This window comes from Bacillus sp. YC2 (assembly GCF_019891195.1).
In the GTDB taxonomy this organism is placed as follows: domain Bacteria; phylum Bacillota; class Bacilli; order Bacillales; family Bacillaceae; genus Bacillus.
In genome coordinates this window covers 82,403-105,579 of record NZ_JAHXDO010000007.1, presented here as the reverse complement: position 1 = coordinate 105,579, position 23,177 = coordinate 82,403, and the positions used below count along the sequence as shown (strand labels likewise).

Annotated in this window: 27 protein-coding genes and 1 riboswitch; of the genes, 3 read left to right on the top strand and 24 right to left on the bottom strand. The window is 45.2% G+C overall.

Features of this window, described 5'->3' with window-relative positions:
• Positions 1-10 precede the first annotated feature (10 nt).
• From KY305_RS12945 to KY305_RS12880, 14 genes are all read right to left on the bottom strand, one after another.
• A complete protein-coding gene (locus KY305_RS12945; RefSeq protein ID WP_262417742.1) occupies positions 11-1,108 on the bottom strand; it encodes a sugar dehydratase in 1,098 nt (365 codons plus the stop codon).
• Positions 1,044-1,628, bottom strand: coding sequence for an RNA polymerase sigma factor SigX (gene sigX / locus KY305_RS12940; protein WP_214798927.1), 585 nt, complete (start codon positions 1,626-1,628; stop codon positions 1,044-1,046). The genes KY305_RS12945 and sigX overlap by 65 nt, the downstream gene beginning before the upstream one ends.
• A gap of 189 nt (positions 1,629-1,817) precedes the next feature.
• The gene (locus tag KY305_RS12935; protein ID WP_223062882.1) at positions 1,818-3,587 is read right to left on the bottom strand and encodes an ATP-binding protein; all 1,770 of its coding nucleotides are present in this window, start codon (positions 3,585-3,587) and stop codon (positions 1,818-1,820) included.
• Positions 3,584-4,306, bottom strand: coding sequence for a DNA-binding response regulator ResD (gene resD / locus KY305_RS12930; protein WP_223062881.1), 723 nt, complete (start codon positions 4,304-4,306; stop codon positions 3,584-3,586). The genes KY305_RS12935 and resD overlap by 4 nt, the downstream gene beginning before the upstream one ends.
• A gap of 79 nt (positions 4,307-4,385) precedes the next feature.
• Positions 4,386-5,561 carry a c-type cytochrome biogenesis protein CcsB gene (gene ccsB, locus KY305_RS12925; RefSeq protein ID WP_223062880.1) on the bottom strand — a complete coding sequence of 392 codons (1,176 nt, stop codon included), beginning with the start codon at positions 5,559-5,561 and terminating at the stop codon, positions 4,386-4,388.
• 18 nt (positions 5,562-5,579) lie between these two features.
• A complete protein-coding gene (gene resB / locus KY305_RS12920; protein WP_223062879.1) occupies positions 5,580-7,208 on the bottom strand; it encodes a cytochrome c biogenesis protein ResB in 1,629 nt (542 codons plus the stop codon).
• Positions 7,205-7,744, bottom strand: a complete 540-nt coding sequence (gene resA / locus KY305_RS12915; protein ID WP_223062878.1) for a thiol-disulfide oxidoreductase ResA — start codon at positions 7,742-7,744, stop codon at positions 7,205-7,207. The genes resB and resA overlap by 4 nt, the downstream gene beginning before the upstream one ends.
• Before the next feature lie 84 nt (positions 7,745-7,828).
• Positions 7,829-8,563 (bottom strand): 23S rRNA pseudouridine(2605) synthase RluB, encoded by a 735-nt coding sequence (gene rluB / locus KY305_RS12910; protein ID WP_214798908.1) that lies wholly within the window; start codon positions 8,561-8,563, stop codon positions 7,829-7,831.
• Between the two features lie 93 nt (positions 8,564-8,656).
• Positions 8,657-9,193 carry a spore maturation protein gene (gene spmB / locus KY305_RS12905; protein WP_214798905.1) on the bottom strand — a complete coding sequence of 179 codons (537 nt, stop codon included), beginning with the start codon at positions 9,191-9,193 and terminating at the stop codon, positions 8,657-8,659.
• A gap of 4 nt (positions 9,194-9,197) precedes the next feature.
• Positions 9,198-9,788: a nucleoside recognition domain-containing protein gene (locus tag KY305_RS12900; RefSeq protein WP_223062877.1), complete on the bottom strand. Its 591-nt coding sequence runs from the start codon at positions 9,786-9,788 to the stop codon at positions 9,198-9,200.
• Positions 9,776-10,927 carry a D-alanyl-D-alanine carboxypeptidase family protein gene (locus KY305_RS12895; RefSeq protein ID WP_223062876.1) on the bottom strand — a complete coding sequence of 384 codons (1,152 nt, stop codon included), beginning with the start codon at positions 10,925-10,927 and terminating at the stop codon, positions 9,776-9,778. The genes KY305_RS12900 and KY305_RS12895 overlap by 13 nt, the downstream gene beginning before the upstream one ends.
• Positions 10,928-11,040: 113 nt before the next feature.
• Complete coding sequence (locus tag KY305_RS12890; protein WP_262417741.1) at positions 11,041-11,574, bottom strand: YpuI family protein; 534 nt, start codon at positions 11,572-11,574, stop codon at positions 11,041-11,043.
• A 40-nt stretch (positions 11,575-11,614) separates the two neighbouring features.
• Positions 11,615-12,208, bottom strand: a complete 594-nt coding sequence (gene scpB / locus KY305_RS12885) for an SMC-Scp complex subunit ScpB (RefSeq protein WP_214798898.1) — start codon at positions 12,206-12,208, stop codon at positions 11,615-11,617.
• The gene (locus tag KY305_RS12880) at positions 12,198-12,953 is read right to left on the bottom strand and encodes a segregation/condensation protein A (protein WP_214798896.1); all 756 of its coding nucleotides are present in this window, start codon (positions 12,951-12,953) and stop codon (positions 12,198-12,200) included. Before KY305_RS12880 ends, scpB begins: the two co-directional genes overlap by 11 nt.
• A 207-nt stretch (positions 12,954-13,160) precedes the next feature.
• On the opposite strand from KY305_RS12880, the gene KY305_RS12875 reads away from it, so the two are divergent.
• Positions 13,161-13,250: a YjcZ family sporulation protein gene (locus KY305_RS12875; RefSeq protein ID WP_223062875.1), complete on the top strand. Its 90-nt coding sequence runs from the start codon at positions 13,161-13,163 to the stop codon at positions 13,248-13,250.
• 88 nt (positions 13,251-13,338) lie between these two features.
• Positions 13,339-13,863, top strand: a complete 525-nt coding sequence (locus KY305_RS12870; protein WP_223062874.1) for a DUF309 domain-containing protein — start codon at positions 13,339-13,341, stop codon at positions 13,861-13,863.
• A gap of 87 nt (positions 13,864-13,950) precedes the next feature.
• Here the strand turns inward: KY305_RS12870 and KY305_RS12865 are convergent, their stop codons facing one another.
• From KY305_RS12865 to KY305_RS12825, 9 genes are all read right to left on the bottom strand, one after another.
• Positions 13,951-14,325: a GNAT family N-acetyltransferase gene (locus KY305_RS12865; RefSeq protein WP_214798887.1), complete on the bottom strand. Its 375-nt coding sequence runs from the start codon at positions 14,323-14,325 to the stop codon at positions 13,951-13,953.
• Positions 14,326-14,440: 115 nt separating this feature from the next.
• Positions 14,441-14,905 carry a 6,7-dimethyl-8-ribityllumazine synthase gene (gene ribH, locus KY305_RS12860; protein ID WP_223062873.1) on the bottom strand — a complete coding sequence of 155 codons (465 nt, stop codon included), beginning with the start codon at positions 14,903-14,905 and terminating at the stop codon, positions 14,441-14,443.
• A 32-nt stretch (positions 14,906-14,937) separates the two neighbouring features.
• On the bottom strand, positions 14,938-16,134 hold the full coding sequence (locus KY305_RS12855; protein ID WP_223062872.1) for a bifunctional 3,4-dihydroxy-2-butanone-4-phosphate synthase/GTP cyclohydrolase II: 1,197 nt from the start codon (positions 16,132-16,134) through the stop codon (positions 14,938-14,940).
• 14 nt (positions 16,135-16,148) lie between these two features.
• Positions 16,149-16,796 (bottom strand): riboflavin synthase, encoded by a 648-nt coding sequence (ribE, locus tag KY305_RS12850; protein WP_223062871.1) that lies wholly within the window; start codon positions 16,794-16,796, stop codon positions 16,149-16,151.
• Entirely contained in the window at positions 16,777-17,892 is a 1,116-nt protein-coding gene (ribD, locus tag KY305_RS12845; protein WP_223062870.1) for a bifunctional diaminohydroxyphosphoribosylaminopyrimidine deaminase/5-amino-6-(5-phosphoribosylamino)uracil reductase RibD, read from the bottom strand. Before ribD ends, ribE begins: the two co-directional genes overlap by 20 nt.
• Before the next feature lie 131 nt (positions 17,893-18,023).
• Positions 18,024-18,170, bottom strand: a riboswitch (FMN riboswitch).
• 123 nt (positions 18,171-18,293) lie between these two features.
• A complete protein-coding gene (locus tag KY305_RS12840) occupies positions 18,294-18,638 on the bottom strand; it encodes a hypothetical protein (RefSeq protein WP_223062869.1) in 345 nt (114 codons plus the stop codon).
• Between the two features lie 243 nt (positions 18,639-18,881).
• On the bottom strand, positions 18,882-19,457 hold the full coding sequence (gene lepB, locus KY305_RS12835; RefSeq protein ID WP_223062868.1) for a signal peptidase I: 576 nt from the start codon (positions 19,455-19,457) through the stop codon (positions 18,882-18,884).
• A gap of 83 nt (positions 19,458-19,540) precedes the next feature.
• Positions 19,541-20,032 carry a CcdC protein domain-containing protein gene (locus KY305_RS12830; RefSeq protein WP_223062867.1) on the bottom strand — a complete coding sequence of 164 codons (492 nt, stop codon included), beginning with the start codon at positions 20,030-20,032 and terminating at the stop codon, positions 19,541-19,543.
• Positions 20,033-20,178: 146 nt separating this feature from the next.
• On the bottom strand, positions 20,179-20,610 hold the full coding sequence (locus KY305_RS12825; RefSeq protein ID WP_223062866.1) for a peptidylprolyl isomerase: 432 nt from the start codon (positions 20,608-20,610) through the stop codon (positions 20,179-20,181).
• 280 nt (positions 20,611-20,890) lie between these two features.
• On the opposite strand from KY305_RS12825, the gene KY305_RS12820 reads away from it, so the two are divergent.
• Complete coding sequence (locus tag KY305_RS12820) at positions 20,891-21,790, top strand: DUF1002 domain-containing protein (RefSeq protein WP_223062865.1); 900 nt, start codon at positions 20,891-20,893, stop codon at positions 21,788-21,790.
• A 50-nt stretch (positions 21,791-21,840) separates the two neighbouring features.
• Here the strand turns inward: KY305_RS12820 and lysA are convergent, their stop codons facing one another.
• Positions 21,841-23,160, bottom strand: a complete 1,320-nt coding sequence (gene lysA / locus KY305_RS12815; protein WP_223062864.1) for a diaminopimelate decarboxylase — start codon at positions 23,158-23,160, stop codon at positions 21,841-21,843.
• Positions 23,161-23,177 lie beyond the last annotated feature (17 nt).

Sequence of the window (23,177 nt, the reverse complement as noted above, 5' to 3'; positions counted from 1 at the left end):
TTTATTATGTTTACTGAACAGGAATCGGATTAGGCGCAACGGGCACGGGAACCGGCTTTGTTACATCGTATTCCCCGATCTTTTTTGCACGCGTATGTGCAAACAGCACCTCAGAAAAACCAAATTCCTTCGCGGTAAGCAGCAGCCCTTCAATCATCAAAATCCCCTTTAACGAGTCTTCCGCTGCATGTTTCCCCGAAAATTGAATCCGTAACCGCTGATGGTTTTCACTTTCAGACACGGACGCTATCGAATCAGCGTCAATCACACCGGCCGTATGAGAACCTCTGTCTGTTTTCATTCCGTCAATGGCCTTCTTTACAGAATCATAGGTTTGTTCAGACGGAATAAGATATTCTTGTCCCAGATCGTCGTGGTAAGAAAAATACGCCCTGTTTTTCTTCTTCGGTACGGGAATCTCAGTGGATATCCCGTAAGACTTTCCGAACTCCAGCCCGGCGCCGTTTTGAATGTTTGTGACTTTGATTCGTTCATAAGGGCTCCATGTCAGTGTTTCTTTCAGCATTTTTTTTAATAATTCTGCTTCTGCTGAGGATTCAATCGCAACACGCCGGTTTATTTGCACAAGCAAATCCTTCTCGTCTGCCGTCACTTGAACACCATCCAAAAGTTCCGGAACAGACATAAAAGAATCCGGTACTTTTAAGTCTCTGCCTTCTGTCAGCGCTTCTTGAACCGACTCGTTCTGCTTCTTTTTTTCAAAACTGACGGGGATCACTGCAGACGTTTTAGAATCAGCAAACGCCATGGTAATGTACTTGTTTTTTTCTTTTTTTGAGACGACAAATGTTTTCCGAATCGGCTTGGCAGGGTCTGCCTGACTGGTTTTTACAGTTTGCTGCTCATCAGCTGCAAGCTGGCTGCCGGATTCATTTTTTGTCAGCAGATGAGGAGATATCAAAAGAGCGATGCACAATGCGCATGCAGTGGCTGCGGCGGGGCCAATCCAGGTTCGGACCGGTTTTTTCCTGTATTTTACCGTTTGAATGTTCCGGTAAATGGCATCAGGCGAACGATGGTCTCTAACCGCCGGAAGTTGTCTTAACAACTCCTTTACTCTTTCTTCGTTCCAGTATGACTTCATCATCCATTAGCTCCTCCCTCAAAAGCTCCATCTGTTTCCGAAGTACTTTGAGCCCTCTGTGTTGGGTCGTTTTGACTTTGCTTTCCGAGAAGCGGAGAGCGGCGGCTGTTTCCTGAATGGAATAACCCTGAATAAATCTCAAGATAATAACAGCCCTTTGATCGATGGTGCAATGATCAAGCGCAGTATAAATTTCCCGGACATTTTCGTGCTGAACGGCAAGTTCGTCCGGAAGCAAATGCTGATCTCTGACATCTTGTGTATCCCAATCAAATGTACCCATAATACGCTGTCTGATCGTTTGCTGCTTGCGGAACCAGTCAATCGCCACATGGCGCGCAATTGACAAAAGCCATGTTTTTTCACTGCTTCTTCCTTCGAATGTATGATAAGAATTCAAGACGCGGATATACACTTCCTGCGCCAAATCCTCGGCCTGGGTCTTATCCTTTACCATATAAAACAAAAACTGGTATAAATCTTGATGGTATGTATCATATAATATTTGAAAGGTTTCTTCCATGGGAAGCCCCTCCGTTCACTTTTTTGTCGTAAAAATGGGTTGAAAAGTTACATTACAACTATATTACGAGAAACTGGAATTTGGAAGGGAATTTATATTAACATATTCTTAAATTTTTAAGTGAGAAATAAATAAAAACACCCGCCGGATATGCGGGTGTTTCTTATGGAACAAGATTGTTCGTCAATTTCAGACGCCCTCTTGCGTTTTTGTCGGAATATAAAAGGTAAACGTCGTTCCCTTGTCGATTCTGCTGTGTACCGCAATCGAACCGCCGTGGGCTTCCACGATGTTTTTAACGATGGCAAGACCGAGCCCCGTGCCTGCCCTTCCTCTTGTCCGCGCTTTATCCGCTTTATAAAAACGCTCGAAAATAAAGGGCAGATCCTCCTCCGGAATACCAGTGCCGGAATCCTTGATATCGATCTTCAAACCGTCTTTTACGGTTTGGGCGGCGATATGGACGCTTCCGCCGGACTCGGTGTGGCGCAGTGCATTGTCAATGAGATTCGTAAAGACTTGCTCCATTTTGTCCTCATCAAACGTACATTCCGGTTCCGTCACTGATATATCTTCTGTAAGCGCAACTCCCTTTTCCTTGGCTACTCCGAAAAATTTACGGGAGATTTTCTCAAGAAATTCATGCAGATTGACTTTCTCATAATGAAGTCCCGTATGGCCGGATTCCATTCTCGCCAAATCCAGCAAATCATTTACGAGCCTTCCCATACGCAGGGATTCATCGTATATAATTTGGGCAATCTCTTTTTTGTCATCTTCCGTGCTTGCAATATCGTCCACTATCGCTTCACTGTACCCTTGCAGCATAGAAATCGGCGTTCTGAGTTCATGACTGACATTGGCAATGAAATCCTCGCGCAATTTATCAAGCCTGCGTTCTTCAGTCATATCCCGGAGCACGGCCACAGCACCGCGAACATGTGATTCTGCATAAAGCGGCGACATCAAAAGCACCCATGACCTTCCTTGAAGTGTCATTTCAATCATTTGTTCTTTTTCTGTGCTGACGGCATTTTGGAACAGCTCTTTTGCTTCCGGCGGAAGATTGTCATCTTCTTTTATATTCATATTCTGCTCATAATACCAGGCCTGCAGGAAACGTTCAGCCGGCGGATTGGTCACCAAAATGGTGCCGTCAATATTAATGGTGATGACCCCGTCGGCCATACTGCTTAAAATGTTCGACAGCTGTTCTTTTTCCTGATTCAAGGCATTAATATGAAAATTGAGCTGCCGGCCCATCTGGTTAAAAGCAATGGCGAGCTCCCCGATTTCATCTTGTGTGAGGATCGGAATTTTCGTGTCAAACTTTCCCTTTGCCAGATCCTGTGCGCCCTCCCGCATTTTTCGAAGCGGGTACGTTACCCTGCTTGATAAAAAGAAGGCAAAAAACGTCGTCAGCACAATGGCAATACCCGCGGCGAGAAAGATGTAACGGGTCGTATGTTTAGTCGTGTCTTTTACAGCAAGCAGTGACTGTGATAAAAAGACCATGCCTTTTTTGCCGTCTTTTTCATACGGCACTCCGACGATCAGCCGTTCAGTATCATTCGGCCCGGCGCGTTTGCTGACTTTTTTATGGCTGTTCAGCGCTTTGTGTAAATCACGGTCACGTTCAATTTGCGACAACGTAATGGATGATAAATGATTATCATCATTAGGCGAATACCAAACATGTTTATCATCCTGAATGATCGCAATGCTCGTTAAATTGTCAGCCAGCTCCCACGTAATGGATCTTGCCAAAGCCTGGTCTTCATGGTTTTCTAAAATGACCGCAACTTTATCGGCAAGCTGCGTTAAATCTTCTTCCGCTTCTTCGACGTGATAATTTTCTATAAATTCCAGCAAAAGGACGGTTAAAATGAATAATACGATTAACACGAGCGAAAGAATGGTAAACCAAAGCTTTCCTACTACGCTTTTCCAAAACTTCATTCAGCGCCTACCTCAAATTTGTACCCTACGCCCCATACGGTGACGATTTTTTTCGCCGCTCCCGGGGAAACTTTGTTCAACTTTTCACGAAGCCGTTTTACATGAGTGTCCACCGTTCTGAGATCACCGAAAAATTCGTACTGCCACACTTCTTTTAAGAGCTTTTCCCGGTCATAGACCTTATCAGGCGTTTTCGCCAAAAAATACAGAAGCTCGTATTCCTTCGGCGTCAAGCTCACTTCCGTGCCGTCTGCGGTAACTTTGTGGGCATCGTGATCGATTGAAAGATGAGAAAAAACAAGTACATTTTTAGTCGGCGTATTGGCGGTAAAGTATGACGTTTGGGAAGCCCTTCTCAAAAGCGCCTTCACACGAAGCACCACTTCTCTTGGGCTGAAAGGCTTCACGATATAGTCATCCGTTCCGGCTTCAAATCCCTGTACGCGGTTGGCTTCTTCCCCTTTTGCAGTCAGCATAATGATCGGAGTCGCTTTTTTTTCTCTGAGCTGGCGGCAGACTTCTATTCCGTCTGTTCCCGGCATCATTAAATCAAGCAGCACGAGATCATAATCTGATGCCAGCCCCATCTTTATGGCTTCATCGCCGTTTTCCGCTTCTTCAATCACGTAGTTTTCCCGTTCAAGGTACATTCTTAAAAGGCGGCGAATTCTGGCTTCATCATCTACTACTAATATTTTAGTTTCATTTGTTTGATCCATCGTTTTCCCCCTGCTTTCCTTCTGTTACTATCATTTTAACAAACTGTGCGGCGGCTTGAGAACTGTATCGCTTTCTGGTCTATGCGTACGAATGAAGTCCGGCAAGCACAAGATTCACAAAAATTAAGTTAAACATAATAATGGCAAAGCCGATCACAGCAAGCCATGCTGATTTCTCGCCATGCCAGCCCCTTGACAGCCGCAAGTGCAAGTAAGCGGCGTAAAATAAAAAGGTAATAAGGGCCCAAACTTCTTTAGGGTCCCAGCCCCAAAACCGCGTCCATGCAAGCTGCGCCCAAATCATCGCAAACACGAGGGCGCCGAGAGTAAACACCGGAAAGCCGATGGAAACGGCGCGGTAGCCGACTTCATCGACCAAATCCAGGTTCACATTCTTTACGAGCGGACTGATAAATGCGCTGATTCTTTTTCTGAGTATCAGCCTGAGTGCGCCGTATAACACAAGCCCCGCACCAAACGACCAAATAACCGTATTTACTTTTCTGCCTGAAAAAATGGCGGGAAGCTCAATGACCGGCTTCATCGCGCCTTCTGTGAGCAGTTCTCCATCATGCGGCCCGACAAGTGCGGGCATATCGTATACCATGACACTTTTATTCTGTTTTTTATCCACCCAATTAAACTCAGCTTTATAATCAGCAAGCCGGAATGCCGACGTGACCGCGATAAACGCCACGGCCGTCACGAGGATAAACATAATGACTTCAAGCCAAAATGTTTTTTTGCTCGGCTTTGACTGGTCGACATGTTTTAACAGAAATATAACCCCGGCGACAAAGCTGATGGCAAGAATAGCCTGCCCCAGTGCCGCTGTCGTCACGTGAATATACAGCCAATTGCTCTGCAGTGACGGAATTAGAGGCGTAATATCTGTCGGAAACATACTTGCGTATGCAATAAGCAGCAGCGCAATCGACAATGTAAACATTCCTAAAGACGGCAGCTTATAAATAAAGTAAAGAATAATAAAAGCAAGGACAAGCATCATGCCGAAAGACGTGGTAAATTCAAACATATTGCTGACAGGCGCATGACCGCTTGCAGCCCATCTCGTAATGAAGTAGCCGAGATGACATAGAAATCCGATAACCGTTAAGGTGATTCCAATTGCCGCCCAGCGGCCCTTTCCGTCCTTTTTGCCTTTAGTTCCCCGGATGGCGCCGCCGAAAATCGGGACGGCGATTAAATAAATCAAAAAGGCAGCATAAAGAAAATTTGCGCTCAGCTCCGCCATGACACCACTCCTTTTTCACTAGGCCTTATTTTTCGTCAGTTCTTTTTGATCAGCCGGTTCTGAAATCCCTGTTCCGTTTAGAGCATATTCGATATCCTTTTTCAAACCGAACCAGTTTTTGTTCGTATGTCCCGCGACCAGCACTTCCCCGTCTCCTCTATGCAGCCAGATTCTTCTGTGCTGCCAATACATGCCTTGAATGACACCGATCATAAAAATCGCACCGCCGACGGCAAGAACCCATAAGGTTAAATCCTTTCTGACGGTAAGGCCTGTAATGTTTTTCGTTTCGACATGATCAAATTTTAATTTGTACTTATTATGGCCCGAGCCCTCAACCGTCTGCTGGATCGCAACAAAGCTTTTCTCCCCTTTCGGTTTGTCAGGCGCAATTATCTTAAAGACAAAAGCCGGATTATTAGGGACCTTGGTTTTTGTGCTCGGTTCTCCGTCCTTGTTAAAATAAAAATCAGGAAGATAGCTGGCGATCTGCACTTTGTAACCGCTACCAAGATCATAGTCCGTATCAGGATCAAGAAGGTTAATCTTCAGCTTCCCAAATGATTGTTTTGTTTTTTGGTCAATCAGCTGAAATACCATTTGATCCAGCTGGTTTTCTTTATAGTCCACTTGATAAACGGAGAAGGAATCAAAACGCAGCGGTTCATTGACACGGATATTTTCTTCTTTTATTCTTTTAAGCTTCGGTTTTTCTCCGAATACAATATCGCCTTCCCTCTTGTAAAGAACGGCGTCCGTCTTAAAGGTTTTGGCGACCTTGCCGTTTCCTGCCCTGTCTATGGCGTCGGCGAAAACTTTATCTTCGTTTTTTTTGTTATACGTCTGCATGCTGAATTGGTTATTCTTCAAATAATATTTGCCGTCAGTGCCGGGAATCGGAGCGGTTTCGCCTTCCCGGACCCATAGGGTTTCATCGACATACATTCCCGGTACAAATCTCAGCATTGCACCGATGAGAAAAATGATCAGGCCGATGTGGTTCACATAAGGTCCCCATCTCGAAAAGCGACCTTTTTCAGCAAGAATGCTTCCCTCTTTTTCTCGCAATCTATAATGTTTTTTCTTTAATTGGGTTCTGATTCTGTCCACCGTATCATCGGTCAGCTCGGTTTCTGTCCGGCTGTACAGACGCTGCCTTCTTAAAAAGACCGGATTTCGCCGCACGCCTTGATTCTTGAGCGCTCTGTAAAGGGGAATCACCCGATCCAGGCTGCAAATGACGAGAGAAACGCCGATGGATGCGATCAGAAGCATATACCACCAAGAGCCATATAAATGGTGAAGGCCTAAAAGATAATAGATTTTGCCGATCGTGCCGTATTGCTGTTCATAGTATGTATCTGGCTGGGCGCCCGGCGGCAAATAGGCTTCCTGCGGAAAAATGGTGCCGAATGCCGACGCGGCAAGTGTGATAACGATCAGCCATATTCCGACTTTAACGGAAGAAAAGAAATTCCATATCTTATCAATAATTGTTTTATTATACGTTTGTGAACGCCTTGCGCTGCCGTCATACCTCATATCGGCAAGCTGCGCCTGATGATCATCGAGCGGCCTTCCGCAAGATTCACATAATACCGTCCCGGCGGGATTAATATGTCCGCATTCGCATTTGACCTTTTTCATGAAGACGCCTCCGGCTTAATTAAATTCATATAGTCATGAACCATGCGCTCTGTCATTGTGCCGGTCACCACTTTAACGATTTTCCCCTCGGGATTGATTAAAAAAGTTGTCGGCAGCGGCGATACGCCGTACGCGTCCAGCACTTGGCGGTCAGTATCGAGCGCAACCGGGAAATTGACGCCGTATGATGTCATAAAGTTATGTACTGCAATTTTTGATTCTCCGACATTTACCGCAACCACCTCGACGCCGAGGTCTTTAAAATGCTTATATTGGTTTGCCATGTAGGGAAATTCCTGTTTGCACGGATCGCACCACGTCCCCCAGAAATTCAGGAAAACACCTTTTCCTTTTAATTGACTCAGCTCTATGAGCTTGCCCTCCGTATCTTTCAGCGCGAAATTCGGGGCCTTGGACCCCTCAGATATACGTTCCCCGTTCGTATAGACAGCATTGTAAATGGTATATCCGAGCGCGCAGAGTAAGATGAGAAGGATGCCGGTCCGAATGAATAAACGACGCCGTTTTTTGTTCATTGTTCACTGCTCCCCTCCCCTGCTTGCAAATCCATTCAATTATATCACTTTCACGTTTTGTAATTTTTGAAGGTTATGTGAAAATTAGAAAGCGTTTTTACCGTGTTCAGCTAATGCTCTCAGACGTTTCACCTCATGCGGCGTCAGCTCTCTTGCATCCCCCGTGCGCAGGCCTCTTAAGTCTAAAAACGCGTATACCTCGCGTTTAAGTTTCAGCACGTCATGGCCGATCGCTTCGAACATGCGGCGGACCTGTCTGTTTCGCCCTTCATGAATGGTCAGCTGGATAATGCTTGTCTGTTTTCTTTTGTCCAAAGAAAGCAGCTTCGCCCTGGCCGGCGCTGTTTTGCCTTCTTCAAGCTGGATACCGCGCTCAAGTTTTCGAAGAAGTTCCTTTGAAGGAATTCCTTTGACTTTCGCGACATACGTCTTATCAATTTCGTATTTCGGGTGCATGAGTTTGTTGGCAAACTCGCCGTCATTTGTCAGCAATAAGAGTCCGCTCGTATCATAATCAAGACGGCCGATCGGATAAATGCGCTGGGGAACTTCCTTGAAAAAGTCGGTTACCACTTTACGTCCTTTGTCGTCCTCGGCAGCAGAAATCACTCCTCTCGGCTTATAGAGAAGAAAGTACACAGGCTCTTCCCGTTCCACCTTTAATCCGTTTACTTCAATTTGATCAGAGCCGGTTACTTTTACGCCGAGCTCTGTTATTACTTTTCCATTCACCTTTACTTTTCCTTCTTTGATCAGCTCTTCTGCCTTTCTGCGTGATGCCACACCGGCGTGAGCAATAACTTTTTGCAGTCTTTCCATGTCTTTCACCTCAAGTATAATCTTACTTTTTTCCCCCTGAACAAACAAGCTTTTTCAAGGAGCAGTTATTCTGGTATATAAAAAGCGCCTGATTCAGGCGCTTCCAAATAATAACGTAACAATGATGATTGATGCAACCACCCCGATCAAATCGGCGAGAAGACCTACCTTTAACGCATCTCCCATTTTTTTGATTCCGACTGCTCCGAAGTACACGGTAAGAACATATAAAGTCGTGTCCGTTGACCCCTGCATGACCGATGCCAGCCTGCCGATAAATGAATCAGGACCGTACACGGCGATGAGATCTGTCGTCATGCCAAGCGCCGCTGTACCTGAAATCGGACGGATCAATGCAAGCGGCACCACTTCAGCGGGGATGCCGATTGCTGTAAAGACGGGCTTAAACATTCCCATCACGAAATCAAGCGCACCTGATGCCCGGAATACAGTAATGGCAACAAGCATCCCCACCAAATACGGAATAATGGAAAAAGCAATCTCAATTCCTTCCTTTCCGCCTTCAACGAACGATTCATAGGTCGGAACTTTTTTAATGGTGCCGTAAATAAGAATGCCGGCGATAATAATCGGAATCATCGCTAAAGACAGCCAATTGACCACTTCCATTCGTTTACCTCCCCTTCTTTTTGCGGCGATAGAAGAAATAGCGGTCGATCAAAATCGCGCCGATTCCTGATATCAAGGTCGCCAAAATGGTCGGTCCGACAATATCGGTCGGCGCCTTTGCCGAATAAGCCATCCGGACGGCGATTACGGTTGTCGGTATCAAGGTAATGCTTGACGTATTCACCGCCAAAAAAGTAATCATGGAACGGCTGGCCTCTGTCCGGTTTCCGTTCAGCTTTTTCATTTGTTCCATTGCTTTAATGCCAAGTGGGGTGGCAGCATTTCCCAGTCCGAAAAAGTTTGCCATCAAATTGGATAAAATATACCCCATTGCCGGATGGTCAGGCGGAATATCAGGAAAGAGCTTCGAAATAAACGGGCGGCATATCCTGCTGAATATATCCAAAAGCCCCGACTGCTCGGCTATTTTCATCAGCCCAAGCCAGAAAACGAGGACGCTCATCAGTCCGAATGAGATTGTCACCGCTTCTTTGGCCCCTTTAAAAACAGCTTCATTCACATCAGGCAGGGTTCCGTTATACATCGCAAATACAAGTCCGATCACCGTCAGGGCGACCCAGATTAAATTGACCATTTTGTCCCGCCCGCCGCGCTCATAAACAGACTCGTAAATGTTTCGATGAAGTGTTTTTTCGGTTTTTTATGTCGTTCATTTTCGTAATAGACCGGCAGTTTGGCGATTATTTTCCCGTCGTGCATGACAGTCATCCGACCGACGACATCAGGAATTAATGACGCGTCCTTTTTCCAGGCTTTTTTCGGCTTGATCAAGGTGGTGCTGATTTTAACATCTTCTATTTCGTCTTCTTTTAATAGATAGCTGACATCACGGTTGATAAAGGCATGTTTTCCGTAAAATGTGTTTTTCAGCTTCGGTATTTCTCCTTTTTTGGCGACGATATAGGTTTTATAATGTTCAAATACATAGTTAAACATATTCATATGGTCATCCCAATCGTCCGGATCATTAATAGTGACCGCGATCAGATCTGTGCCGTCTTTTGAAGCGGTCGAGACCAAAGTCCGTCTCGCTATTTTTGTAAAGCCCGTTTTACCGCCGGTGCTGTAAGGATAAAGTCCCGTCAGCAGCTTATTTTTATTTTTCCACACCCTGTCCATTGTTTCTGCTTTATATCTTTTCGTTCCGGAGACGGTCCGATATTCTTTTATTTTCATCGCGTACTTTGTCAAAAGCGCCATATCATAAGCGGTTGAATATAAATTTTCATGGTCGTCCAGCCCGTGGGGATTTTGGAATTTCGTATTTTCCATTCCGATTTGCTCCGCTTTTTGATTCATCATAAATACAAATCCGTCAAGGCTGCCGCCCACATACTCCGCAATCGCTGCAGCGGCGTCATTTCCCGACCTCAGCATGAGCCCGTAGACAAGGTCCTTCAGTTTGACCTTTTGTCCCGGCTGCACGTAAATCGCTGAGCCTTCTGTTTTCACGGCGTTGGGAGAAATCGTGACGGTTTCTTCCATCTTTCCCGATTCAATCGCGAGTACGGCTGTCATGATTTTGGTGATGCTTGCGATCCGCCGCTTATGGTGTTCATCTTTTGCAAATAAAACCCTGCCTGATGTTCCGTCAATGATAATCGCGCTTTTTGCGCTGACATGTATTTGGGCATGTGCTGTATTGCCGTCTATGATGGAAAGAAGAAAAAGAAAAGCCAGAAGGAATACAACAGCTTTTTTTGGAAAGCGCATGAATGCTCACGTCCTTGTTGTGGTTTGTACAAGTTTATGCGCATGTCCATGACTTATGATTAACATTTACGTTCCGTTCAGCATAAAAAAACTCTCCCGGACGGGGAGAGTTTTCATCTGACAGTAGCGATGTTTGAACCTGAGGCTTCGTATTGCGCCAATTCTTCCCGCATGTGCAGAAAATCCCGGCTGAGCGCCAGGAGCAAGCTTCGCAGCGAGTCCGGCACGCGCTGATAAAATTGAATCGCGCTTTGGTCTGTATAAGCCGCACGGCTGTTTTCATACCACGTGTCTTTTTTCGGCATAAAAAATTCTTCTACGCACTGATGATATACTTTATACAGCATTTTTTCCGCACTTGCCTCATGAAACGGCTCCTGGATTAAGAGCCGGCGGCAGGCCTCCTGAGCACCTTCGCAAAAGACGGTCATTCTTCTCAAAACACTGAGCACGTCCTGACAATACGTCTCATCCGCACCTCCGGAAGCCTGCATATCCGGTAATGTTGTATGGTTTAAATATCTGCTGACCATCGTGACAACCTTTGCTAAAAATTCACCTGTTTCTTCTGTATGGGCCCTCACAATCGAATTTCCCATTCTGTCCGTTTCCTTCCTCTCCTGTACTTCGCATCTTGCGTCATTCATCAATGGCCTTTCCCTACTATCGTATGATGAAAAACTGCTATTATTTTATATCCTCAAAAGTTTGGTTAAAGTTTTCAAAAAATAAATCGGCTTCCTCTTGAAGAACGTCTTCCTCCCCATGCTCAGGCAATGGCGGCAGTTCGTCCAATGTTTTCAAGCCGAATTGCTCAAGAAACACCGGTGTCGTGCCGTATAATATCGCCCGGCCGGGGCCGTCGGCGCGCCCGACCTCACACAGCAGCGCTTTTGACACGAGGCTGTGCAAAATCCGTTCTGATTTCACTCCCCGGATATCTTCAATTTCCGCCCGTGTGATCGGCTGTCTGTAAGAAACAATCGCCAGAACTTCTAACGAAGCCTGCGATAACCCTTTTGACGGCACTTCAATTAATTTTTTCAAATACGGAACGAACTCTTTTTTTGTTGAAAGCATATACGTATCCGCATACTCGGTAAGCTCGATGCCTCTGTTTTCTTCCCGGTACTGGGCGGCGACTTCTTCCATTATTCCGGCCAGTTCCGCCTCTTCTATTTCAAGCACCGTTACTAGTTGTTTTTTGGTCAGCCCTTCATCACCCGCCGCATACAGCAGGGCCTCCACAATTGCTTTCCAATTCACGATATCAAGCGCCATGAATGGATTCACTCCCCGTAATGTATATATCTGAAAAGTTTTCTTCCTGCTCAATCAGAATCAGCTGATTTTTCATCAGCTCAAGAACAGCTAAAAAAGTCACGACTAGATGGTCTTTTTGCTCATACGGAAAAAGCTCCATAAAGTTCATTCTTTTTCCCGCCGTTTTAAGGCTTTTTACGATTTCGTTCATTCTCTCTTCAATCGGAATTTCCTGTCTTGCAATGGTCGTTTCTTTCGGCCGCGTAATTTTTTTCCGCTGCAGCACCTTTTGAAACGCGCCGATCATATCATAGACGGTAACTGACAGTTTCTGCTCCGTCTGTTTTATTTCTTTCGCATACTCACTTAAATCACTCGGCGGCTTTGTAAAAGATTTTTGTCTTTCTTCTTCCCGCTCTTTTAAATCCTTCGCAGCGCTTTTATATTTTCTATACTCAATCAGCTTTTCAATCAGCTCATCGCGAGGGTCTTCTTCTTCAAGCATTTCATCTTCAAAAAGCTCTTCCTCTTGTTTCGGAAGCAGCATTCTGCTTTTAATGCTGAGCAGTGTCGCCGCCATGACTAAATATTCGCTGGCTACGTCAAGTTCAAGCACTTGCATTGTATGTACATATAATAAATATTGTTCTGTAATGGTTGCCACGGGTATGTCGTATATGTCGATTTCCAGACGGTTAATTAAATGAAGCAGCAGGTCCAATGGGCCTTCAAACGTATCAATTTTCACTTGATATTCTACCATTATCTCACCATTTTCAATATCACTCTCATTGCCGGAAAAACTGGCTATCCTTTAGTATAATCCACCAAAATGCTCTCGTCCAATATTTTTATAAACGGGCTCTGTTATTTAGAAAATACTGAAAAAGAAGATATCCGCCTATACCTTAAAAGGCGGATGCACATATGATACTCGTGTAAACATGAAACAAAGGGAGGCTGATTGTACATGGATGGAGCTTGTTTCGGCGGAGGATTTGCATTAATTGTCGTTCTGTTCATTTTGCTCGTAGTCGTAGGAGCAGCTTATATCTGCTAGTCCGGCAGGAAGCAGAAATCAAGCCGCTCTTTTTTTCCTTTTAATGTCGCTGTGTTACACTAGGCTTAGCATAAAAGGAGGAAGCGGCTTGTATCCAAAAGCTTATATCGGCTTTTTAGCCGAATTTCACGCAACAAGAGATTATTTTGAATGTCATGAACTGTTAGAGGAATATTGGAAAGAACGTCCGCCTAAGGAGCGGAACATCTATTGGGTCGGGCTGATTCAGCTTGCCGTCGCATTATACCATCAGCGGAGGCAAAATGAAGCCGGCGCCAAACGGCTGATAGCCAACAGCTTACGTATTCTGCGGTCTGAAGAACAGGCTGTCTGTTCTCTCGGACTGAGTTATCCGCGGCTGATTGAGCTGATTGAATCGCTGTCAGACGATATAGAAGCAGGCTTACCGTACAAAAGCGTCATGCTGCCGATTATCGACGAAAGCCTGAAGGAAGCATGTCTTGAAGAATGCCGCCGGAAAGGATATACGTGGGGGCAAAACAGCATATTAACTGATACTTTTCTTATCCATAAGCATCGTCTGCGGGACAGGACGGATGTTATCATGGAACGCGAGCGGCAAATCGAGAGAAGAAAAAAAAACAGAGGCTGACCGCAAGCCTCTTTTCGTATAAAAAACCAAAGCCCGAAACAGGATTGCCGTTTCGGGCTTTGCCACAGGAAGGCACTTTAGCCTTCCTTAGTTATTATATGAGATATCTTGATCTGTTTGATGTTGACAGCGTTCAAAAAAGCTTTGCGTTAATTCATTTGGAACGATCGCCTCTGTTTTAAATAAACGTTTTAAGGCGTCCATCATTTGTTTTCCGATTCCTTGATGGCGGTGAGAAGGATTCACGCTGATATGGCGGATTTCAACTTCAGAATCTTTTTTTTCGATTCCGATCGCTCCGACGATATCTTCATCCTCTTTCCAAAGAAAGAGCTGGCGGCCAGTATCCGTTTCATAGTCCTTCATTGTCTGCTGAAGCTGCTTGAGATCTTTTTCATTCGGCATAAATGACAGAAGACCCATCGCAATCTTTTCAAACGATTTTTTATAACGAATTAACATAAAAACCCCTCTGTATCCAAAATGTCCATTCATGTCTATCAAACGGATAAATAAAGGTGATCCGTTTTCTCACATTATATCATTTTCGCCGCGGTTTTAAACTCTTTTCAACAAATTATTCAAATGAACGGTTTAAATTTGCCATTTCAATGGCGGATACTGCGCAATCCGCTCCCTTATTTCCCGCCTTCGTACCGGCGCGCTCGATGGCTTGTTCAATGGTTTCCGTTGTCACGATGCCGAAAATAACCGGCACGCCCGTCGTGTTCCCCGCCTGCGCAATTCCTTTCGCGGCTTCATTGCAGACATAGTCGTAATGCGTTGTCGCTCCTCTGATGACGGTGCCGAGTGTAATGATGGCATCGTATTTTTTCGTTTCCGCCATTTTTTTCGCTGCAAACGGAATTTCAAATGCTCCCGGCACCCAGGCAACGTCAATATCGCCTGACTCTACGCCGTGGCGAAGCAATGTATCTTCCGCACCGCTTAACAGCTTGCTTGTAATGAATTCATTAAATCTGCCGACGACGATTCCGATTTTGAGTCCTGTTCCAACTAGGTTTCCTTGTATAATATTCATATGATATCCATCCTTTTTTGTGTGTTTTGTTTTTAGAAATGAAGCAGGTGTCCGAGTTTTTCCATTTTGGTCTGCAAATATTGTTTGTTATGCTCTTTTGCTTCCATTTGAAGGGGGACCCGCTCGGAAATGCTGAGGCCGTATCCTTCAAGGCCGGCAATTTTACGGGGGTTATTGGTCAGAAGCTTCATATTCTGAACCCCTAAATCACGGAGTATTTGAGCGCCAATGCCGTAATTGCGCAAATCAGGCAAAAAGCCGAGCGCTTCATTGGCTTCAACCGTGTCATATCCTTGTTCCTGCAATTGATACGCTTTTAATTTGTTAATTAAGCCGATGCCTCTCCCTTCCTGGCGCAAATACAACAAGACACCCCTGCCTTCTTCAGCAATTTGCGCAAGTGCTGCGTGCAGCTGAGGTCCGCAATCACAGCGATGGGAAGCAAACACGTCGCCCGTCAGGCATTCTGAATGCACTCTGACCAGAACAGGCTCCTCATTAAACGGCACATCCCCCATCACAAAGGCGAGATGTTCTTTTCCATCAACTTCGTTTGTGTATCCGTAAACACGGAAAGTGCCGAAGTCAGTCGGAAGCGTAATGTCAACTTCTCTGTTGACGAGCGTTGTGATGTTGTAGCGGTACTCTATTAAGTCTTTTATCGTAATCATTTTCAGCTGATGCCGTTTAGCGATTTCAGCTAATTCGGGAACTCTGGCCATCGTTCCGTCTTCATTCATAATTTCACAGATGACTCCGGCTCCTTGCGATCCGCAGGCTTCCGCAAGGTCAACCGCCGCTTCCGTGTGGCCTGCCCTCTTCAGGACGCCGCCTTTTTTTGCAATTAACGGAAAAATATGTCCAGGCCTCTGAAAATCGGCAGACACAGATCCTTCATCAAGCAGCGCCTGAATGGTAAAAGAACGTTCTTGTGCGCTGATTCCCGTTTTTGTCAGCCTATGGTCGATGCTTACCGTAAAAGCGGTCTGGTGGGAATCGGTATTATGATCCACCATCGGGTGAAGGTCCAGGCGGCCTGCGATGTCTTCACAAAGCGGTGTGCAGATCAGGCCTCTCCCGTGTGTTGCCATAAAATTCACCACTTCAGGCGTGGCATGCTCAGCAAGCGCTACGAAATCTCCCTCGTTTTCTCTGTCTTCATCATCGACAACGATGATGACTTCACCTTTTTTCAGCGCTTCTAACGCCTCTTCTATCGGATGAAACATATCGATCTTCCTCTCTAAAAGCCGTTCTCGCTTAAAAAGGCTTCTGTGATAGTTTGATTGCTCTTGTTTTGATCTGTTTTGTGCAAAAAGCGATATAAGTATTTCCCGATCATGTCACACTCAATATTTACGATAGAGCCGACGGTTTTCGTCTGAAAAATCGTTTCTGAGATCGTATGCGGGATGACCGATACCGTTACGCTTTCGTCCGTCAAACCGAAAATCGTTAAGCTGACGCCGTCCACCGTAATAGAGCCTTTTAATACAAGCGTTTTCGTTAATTCGGGTGACAGTTTCAAATCGTAATATACGGCGTTGCTTTTTTTCTCTATCCGCGTAATCTCCGCAGTTCCGTCCACGTGGCCTGAAACAAAATGGCCGCCGAAACGCCCGTTTGCAGACATTGCTCTTTCCAAGTTGACTTTACTTCCTTTTGATAAGCCGTTCAGCGATGTCGCTTTTACTGTTTCCGGCATGACATCAACCGTAAATTGAGCGTTCGTAAAATCGGTTACGGTCAGGCAAATGCCGTTGACGGCGATGCTGTCGCCAAGCTTTACGTCATTTATCACTTTTGAAGCCGCAATGGTTAAAGCCATGGAAAGGCCTGTCTTTTTCATTGTTTGGATCGTGCCTGTTTCTTCAACGATTCCTGTAAACATCGTCACCATCCTTTTCGTCTTGAGGTGTGGCCGTCAATTTAATATCCGGGCCGATTTGGGTAATTTGTGTGAATTGTAAATGGGGGACATCTTTCATTGATTGAAAACCTTCACCGGAGATTAAGCTGGGAGCAAGCGTTCCTCCGATCAGTTTAGGGGCAAAATAAAAATGAAGCTCTTGAAAACAGCCTTCCTTGACAAAACTTCCGTGTACGGACGCTCCGCCTTCCACATATACCGACATAATGCCATTTTCAGCCAGAATGCCGAGTACCTCGGGAATGTGAATCCGGTCTGTTTCAAGCGTAAATATTTTGATTCCGAGAGCGGCAATCCGATTTTTCTTCTGCTCGTCAGCACCGTTCGCCGTAAAAATCCATGTCGGCGCAGCGCGGTCAGAGATGACGTTTGCCGTTTCAGGAATAGTCAGTTTTGTGTCAAGAATGACTCTGACAGGCTGCTTCGGCGTATCAGGAAGCCTGCAGGTTAAGCTCGGATTATCGGCTTTGACAGTGCCTGCGCCGACAAGAATGCTTTGATGCGATTTCCTGTATTGCTGGGCATCAAGCCTGGCCGCCTCTGATGTAATCCATTTGCTGTCGCCCGTTTGGGTCGCAGTTTTCCCGTCAAGGCTTGCGGCTGCTTTTAATGTAACGTACGGAAGTCCCGTCTGCATGAAGTGAAGGAACATCTTATTAAGCTCTTCTGCCTGATGCTTTAGAATACCTGTTGTCACTTCAATGCCCGCCGCTTCTAACATACTGATGCCTTTCCCGGCAACAAGCGGGTTGGGGTCTTTCATGGCGATAAATGCCCTTTTTATTCCTGACTCTATGATCAGTTCGGCGCACGGCGGCGTTTTTCCGTAATGGCTGCACGGCTCAAGCGTTACATAGATATCAGCACCCTTGGCATGTTCACCGGCCATTCTGATAGCGTGGACCTCCGCATGGGCCTCTCCGTATTTTAAATGAGCGCCCATTCCGACAATATGTCCGTCCTTGACGACAACCGCACCGACAAGCGGATTGGACTGTGTCTGTCCTTCGCCCCGTTTGGCAAGCTCTATCGCCGTATTCATATAGTATTCTTCCATCTCTTTATCCCTCCCTTCTTTACGCAATTTGGCGTCAAAAAAGCCCCGAATGTTTACACAGTTCGGGGCCTCGCCATTTTTTAACCATAGGAAATAAAACTATGCAACGTGTTTCTTTTTGCATAGCTTCTCTCATCCTTCTCCCATCCAGACTTTCACTGTCGGCTTCAGCTTTTCACTGAATCCACCGTATGCGAATGCATACGGGTCACGGGCTGTAAAGCGCATGGCGCCTTATTACCGCCGGTCGGGATTTTCACCCAGCCCCGAAGGATACAATCAATATTTTTTTGTCCTTAGTCGCTATTATAACGATCCTTTACAGAAGGCGCAATGAATAAACACTTAAAATTTTTAGAAAAATACAAAAAGCGCCCTTTTTACATAAGAGGCGCCTCTCGTTATTCATTTACTTTGACGACCTTCAGCAAACCGTCAATGCGGTTGGATTTGCTGAAATAAGCCTTGATTTTATCTCCTTCTTTAATATCAGAAAGATCTTGCTGCAGCTTTTCACCGTTAAAAATGATTTTTGTTCCGTTTGCTGCCGTACCGTGATATTCAGAACCGTCGATTTTCGTAATTTTGTATGTTTTCGTCGTATATTCTTCTTTTTCCTGGGACAGGGTTTGTCCGATTGCAGTCGGCACGTCTTTCAGCTCAATATCGTTAATCACCATGAAGCCGCCCGCCAGTAAAAGCAGAAGCACAACTAAAATGGTTAACTTTGTTTTTATTCTTCCCATTTTTTAACCTCCAGCGCATATCAATCTATTCATTATTATGTAATATTCCTTTTTTTCATGAATAGAAAACCGTTGTTCCCTAAAGAGTTATTCATATAACGTTCCGTAAAGGGAATATGTTTCATCTATCTGTAAAACTTTCTATCTATTTTATAGATATACGAATTTATGTTCTGTTTTTGAGGGTGGGGACGAACATTTATAAAAAAAGCAGTTTTCTTTTTAAGAAAACTGCTAGGTGTGTTACTTCGTCCGGCGTACTTCTTGAAACGGGAAGAAGACGAATTTTGCTGTGCCGGCAATTTGTTTTTTCGTGAAAAGCCCCAGCCCGTTGCGGCTGTCCATAGATTCTCTGCGGTTATCACCCATCACGAAATACTTGTCATCCGGCACTTTCACAGGACCGAAGTCATCCGTTAAATGGTCATAGCCGTCTTGCTTCGCTTTTTTCTTATTAGCCGCCAAATAAGGTTCTGACACTTTTTTTCCGTTAATGTACAGCTGGTCGTTTTTCATTTGCACCGTGTCGCCCGGAAGTCCGATAATGCGTTTTACGTAGTGCTCATTCTCCCCGTTCAAGACAACGATTTGGCCCCGTTTAAACTCGCTTATGTATTTGACCGTCATATTGACAAAAATCCTCTCGCGGTCATGCAGGGTTGGATCCATTGACCTCCCGTCAACGACATAAGGAGCAAATAAAAAGTTGCGGATGAGCACTGCCAGGATGACAGCGATGATGATGGCTTTTGCCCAATCCAACAGGACGCTTTTTTTAGAAGTTTTTTCTTTTTCTGATTTCAACTGATTTCCTCCCATTATCCATGGTCTTTTTTATTTTACCATGAATCCCTGTACAGAAGGCAAATAAGGCGCCGCGGCGTTATCCATTTTTTTCTTTTTCACAATTCGGTTTTGCTGATTTTCCTGAATTTAACAAAGCTTCCGATCCGCCAAATGCATAAGTACACAAATGCCAGCTCCATTGTTAATACCGCAAATTCCGCCGCATCAATGTTTTTAAAATATTGGCTTAACACGATACGGATTGCAATGATCGATATAATGACATATTTAAAGTTTTTATTCCGTTTCGAATAGACAAACCCGTCTTCACGAACTTCATACGCGGTTTGCGACAGCATGACGGCGCCAAAAAGCGCCCCTAACAGGCCGGCGATGGCGAGCTCCCAATAAGCGGGAAAATGAAATGGCTTTCCCGGTATATTCATGAGCTGGCTGATACTGAAGGAGAAAACAATCGCGATTATAATAAGCGGCGAGATGATGCCGAAGCCGCCGCCTCTAATAGGCCGGTTTCCCTTTTTTACTCTGAACCAAATAATAAGTGCAATACATATGATGACAAATAGAGCTATTGCCAATTGAACCAACGTTTCTACCTCTTTTCTTTTTTGTCCGTCTTTATCACTATACCAGAAGGATCACGGGTGTTCATATATGTATATTTTCACTTTTCCATATGAGATTTATCATGTACAAAAAAATGCCCGCCTTTAAAGGGCGGGCTTTTCTCTCATTAACCTTCTATACGGACTTCTTTCATTTTATCGCCGTTAGACATGTTTTTCGCATGCTCTAATCCGCTTGTTACTTTTCCGAAAACAGTGTGAACACCGTTTAAATGCGGCTGCGGCTCATGCACGATAAAGAATTGGCTTGAGCCTGTGTCTTTACCGGCGTGCGCCATTGATAAAGAACCGGCTTCGTGCTTGTGCGGGTTGCCTTCCGTTTCACATTTGATTGTTTTTCCGCTTCCTCCCATGCCTGTCCCGGTCGGGTCTCCGCCTTGGCTTACAAAGCCCGGAATAACGCGGTGGAAAATCACGCCGTCATAAAATCCCGTGTTTGCCAGCTCTTCAAAGTTGGCAACTGTGTTTGGCGCTTCATTCGGGTAAAGTTCAAATTCAATTCTGCTGCCGTTTTCCATTACTATGTAACCAGTTTTCATTCTCATTCCTACTTCCTTATTGTTTTGTCAAAGCCTCCGCAATTGAATTTCAATTGTAAGCCGGCCTTCTTTTTGATATTCTTTTGAAGGAAGAAGCGTTTGCTCTTCTTTTCGCGGCTATTATACCACACCTTCAGCCGGAAAACGAATCTCCCCGCTTCCAAAGAAAGAAAATGAAACCAGAACAGCTTCACAGCCGTCTATGTATCGGAACTGTCTTATGCAGTCCCTCACGAACCGCCTTAAGACGGCGTTTGTGAAAAGAAGGAGGTTAACCGCTTTGAAAAAAATGTGGATTGGAATGCTGGCGGCGGCCGTCGTATTGTTAACAATACCGAAAATCAGCCTTGCCGATGCCGCGGTCGGAGATGTCATCGTCACGCTAGGGGCAGACCTATCAAGCACAGACCGTCAAAAGGTGCTTGACGAATTAAATGTACCTGATAACGCGACGAAAGTAACCGTCACAAATAAAGAAGAACATGAATATCTAGGAAAATATATATCTAAGGCGCAAATCGGCACAAGAGCGATTTCCTCATCATCCATCACGGTGGCAAAGAAAGGCTCGGGTCTTGATGTTAAGACCCATAATATTGATTCCATTACGGATGAAATGTACTTAAACGCCCTGATGACAGCGGGGGTAAAAGATGCGAAAGTGTATGTGACGGCTCCGTTTGAAGTGTCAGGAACCGCTGCATTAACAGGCATCATTAAGGCATATGAGGTCTCATCTGACAAGGCTATTTCTGAAGATGTTAAACAGGTTGCAAACCAGGAGCTTGTAACGACTTCAGATCTCGGAGATAAAATCGGGGATAAAAACGCCTCAGCGCTTATCGCAAACATTAAAGAGGATTTTGCGAAAAACGGTGTGCCTGATACGAAAGCCGGTATTGAGAAGAAAGTCGATGACGCGGCTTCGAACCTGAACATCACATTGACCGACGCTCAAAAAAACCAGCTTGTTTCATTGTTTAATAAAATGAAAAATGCCAAGATTGACTGGGGCCAAGTCGGCGATCAGCTCGATAAGGCAAAGGATAAAATTACAAAGTTCATTCAATCGGATGAAGGTAAAAGCTTTATTCAGAAAGTCATAGATTTCTTCGTTTCCATTTGGAATGCGATTGTGTCTGTTTTTACAGGCGGCAGCCAATCAGGATCAAACGGCTGAAGCTAAAAAAAAGAGACCGGACTGAAAAGTCCCGGTCTCTTTTTTGTATTTTACTGTTTGACTCCCGTTTTAAACGGTAAGTCTAATTTCACAATGTCTTCGTAGGTTTCTCTTTTAATGACAAGATGCGCTTCGCCGTCCTCCACAAATACGACAGCCGGACGCGGAATGCGGTTGTAGTTGTTGGCCATGCTGTAACCGTATGCTCCCGTACAGAAAACAGCGAGAAGGTCACCTTCCTTCACTTCTGGAAGGTCAATATCCCATATGAGCATATCTCCGCTTTCACAGCATTTTCCGGCGATCGAAACCGTTGTGTCATGGTTTTCCCCGATTCTGTTTGCCGAAATTGCTTCATATTTGGCCTGATAAAGCGCCGGACGGATATTGTCACTCATGCCGCCGTCCACCGCTGCATATTTACGGGTGCCGGGCACTTCTTTTTGAGACCCGATGGAATACAGCGTTGTTCCCGCGTCACCGACGAGCGAGCGTCCCGGTTCAATCCAGATTTCCGGAATGTCAAAGGAATAACGCGCTGCATTTTCTTTTACGGCTTCTATGATCTTTTCTACATAAACAGCGGGATGAAGAGGCTCATCCTCTTCGGTATAACGGATTCCGAAGCCGCCGCCTAAGTTCAGCACCTCGGAGACAAATCCGTATGATGCTCTCCATTCATTCAGTTTGACGAAGATTTTTTCTGCGGCCAGCACAAAACCCGCGGTATCAAAAATCTGCGAGCCGATATGGCAATGCACACCGAGAAGATGGATATGTTTTGATTGTAAAACTTGTTCGATCGCCTTCTCTATTTGACCGTTATGCAGATCAAAGCCGAATTTGGAATCTTCCTGCCCTGTCGTAATGTAATCATGCGTGTGAGCCTCTACCCCCGGTGTAATCCGCAAAAGCACATCCATCGTGCGCCCTGACTCGCTGCATAAATCCGCAAGTAAAGAAATTTCATAGAAGTTATCAACGACGATGCATCCGATTTGATGATCCAGCGCCATTTGTAATTCTTCCCGGCTTTTATTATTGCCGTGAAAATGTATACGCTCCGCCGGAAACCCCGCTGAAACGGCCGTATACAGCTCTCCTCCGGACACAACGTCCAATGAAAGCCCCTCTTGTTCAGCAAGCTGAATCATCGCAACGGATGAAAATGCCTTACTCGCATATGCGACCTGCGCCTTTAAATCTGCTGCAATGAAAGCCTGTTTAAAGCTTTTAGCGCGCTCACGTATTAAAGCCACATCATAAACGTAAAGAGGCGTGCCGTAATGCTCTGCTAAATAAAGCGCATCCACCCCTCCAATTTCCAAATGACCTAGTTTGTTTTGTCTGCTTGTGCCATGTAAGAACAATGCTCATTCCCTCTTTC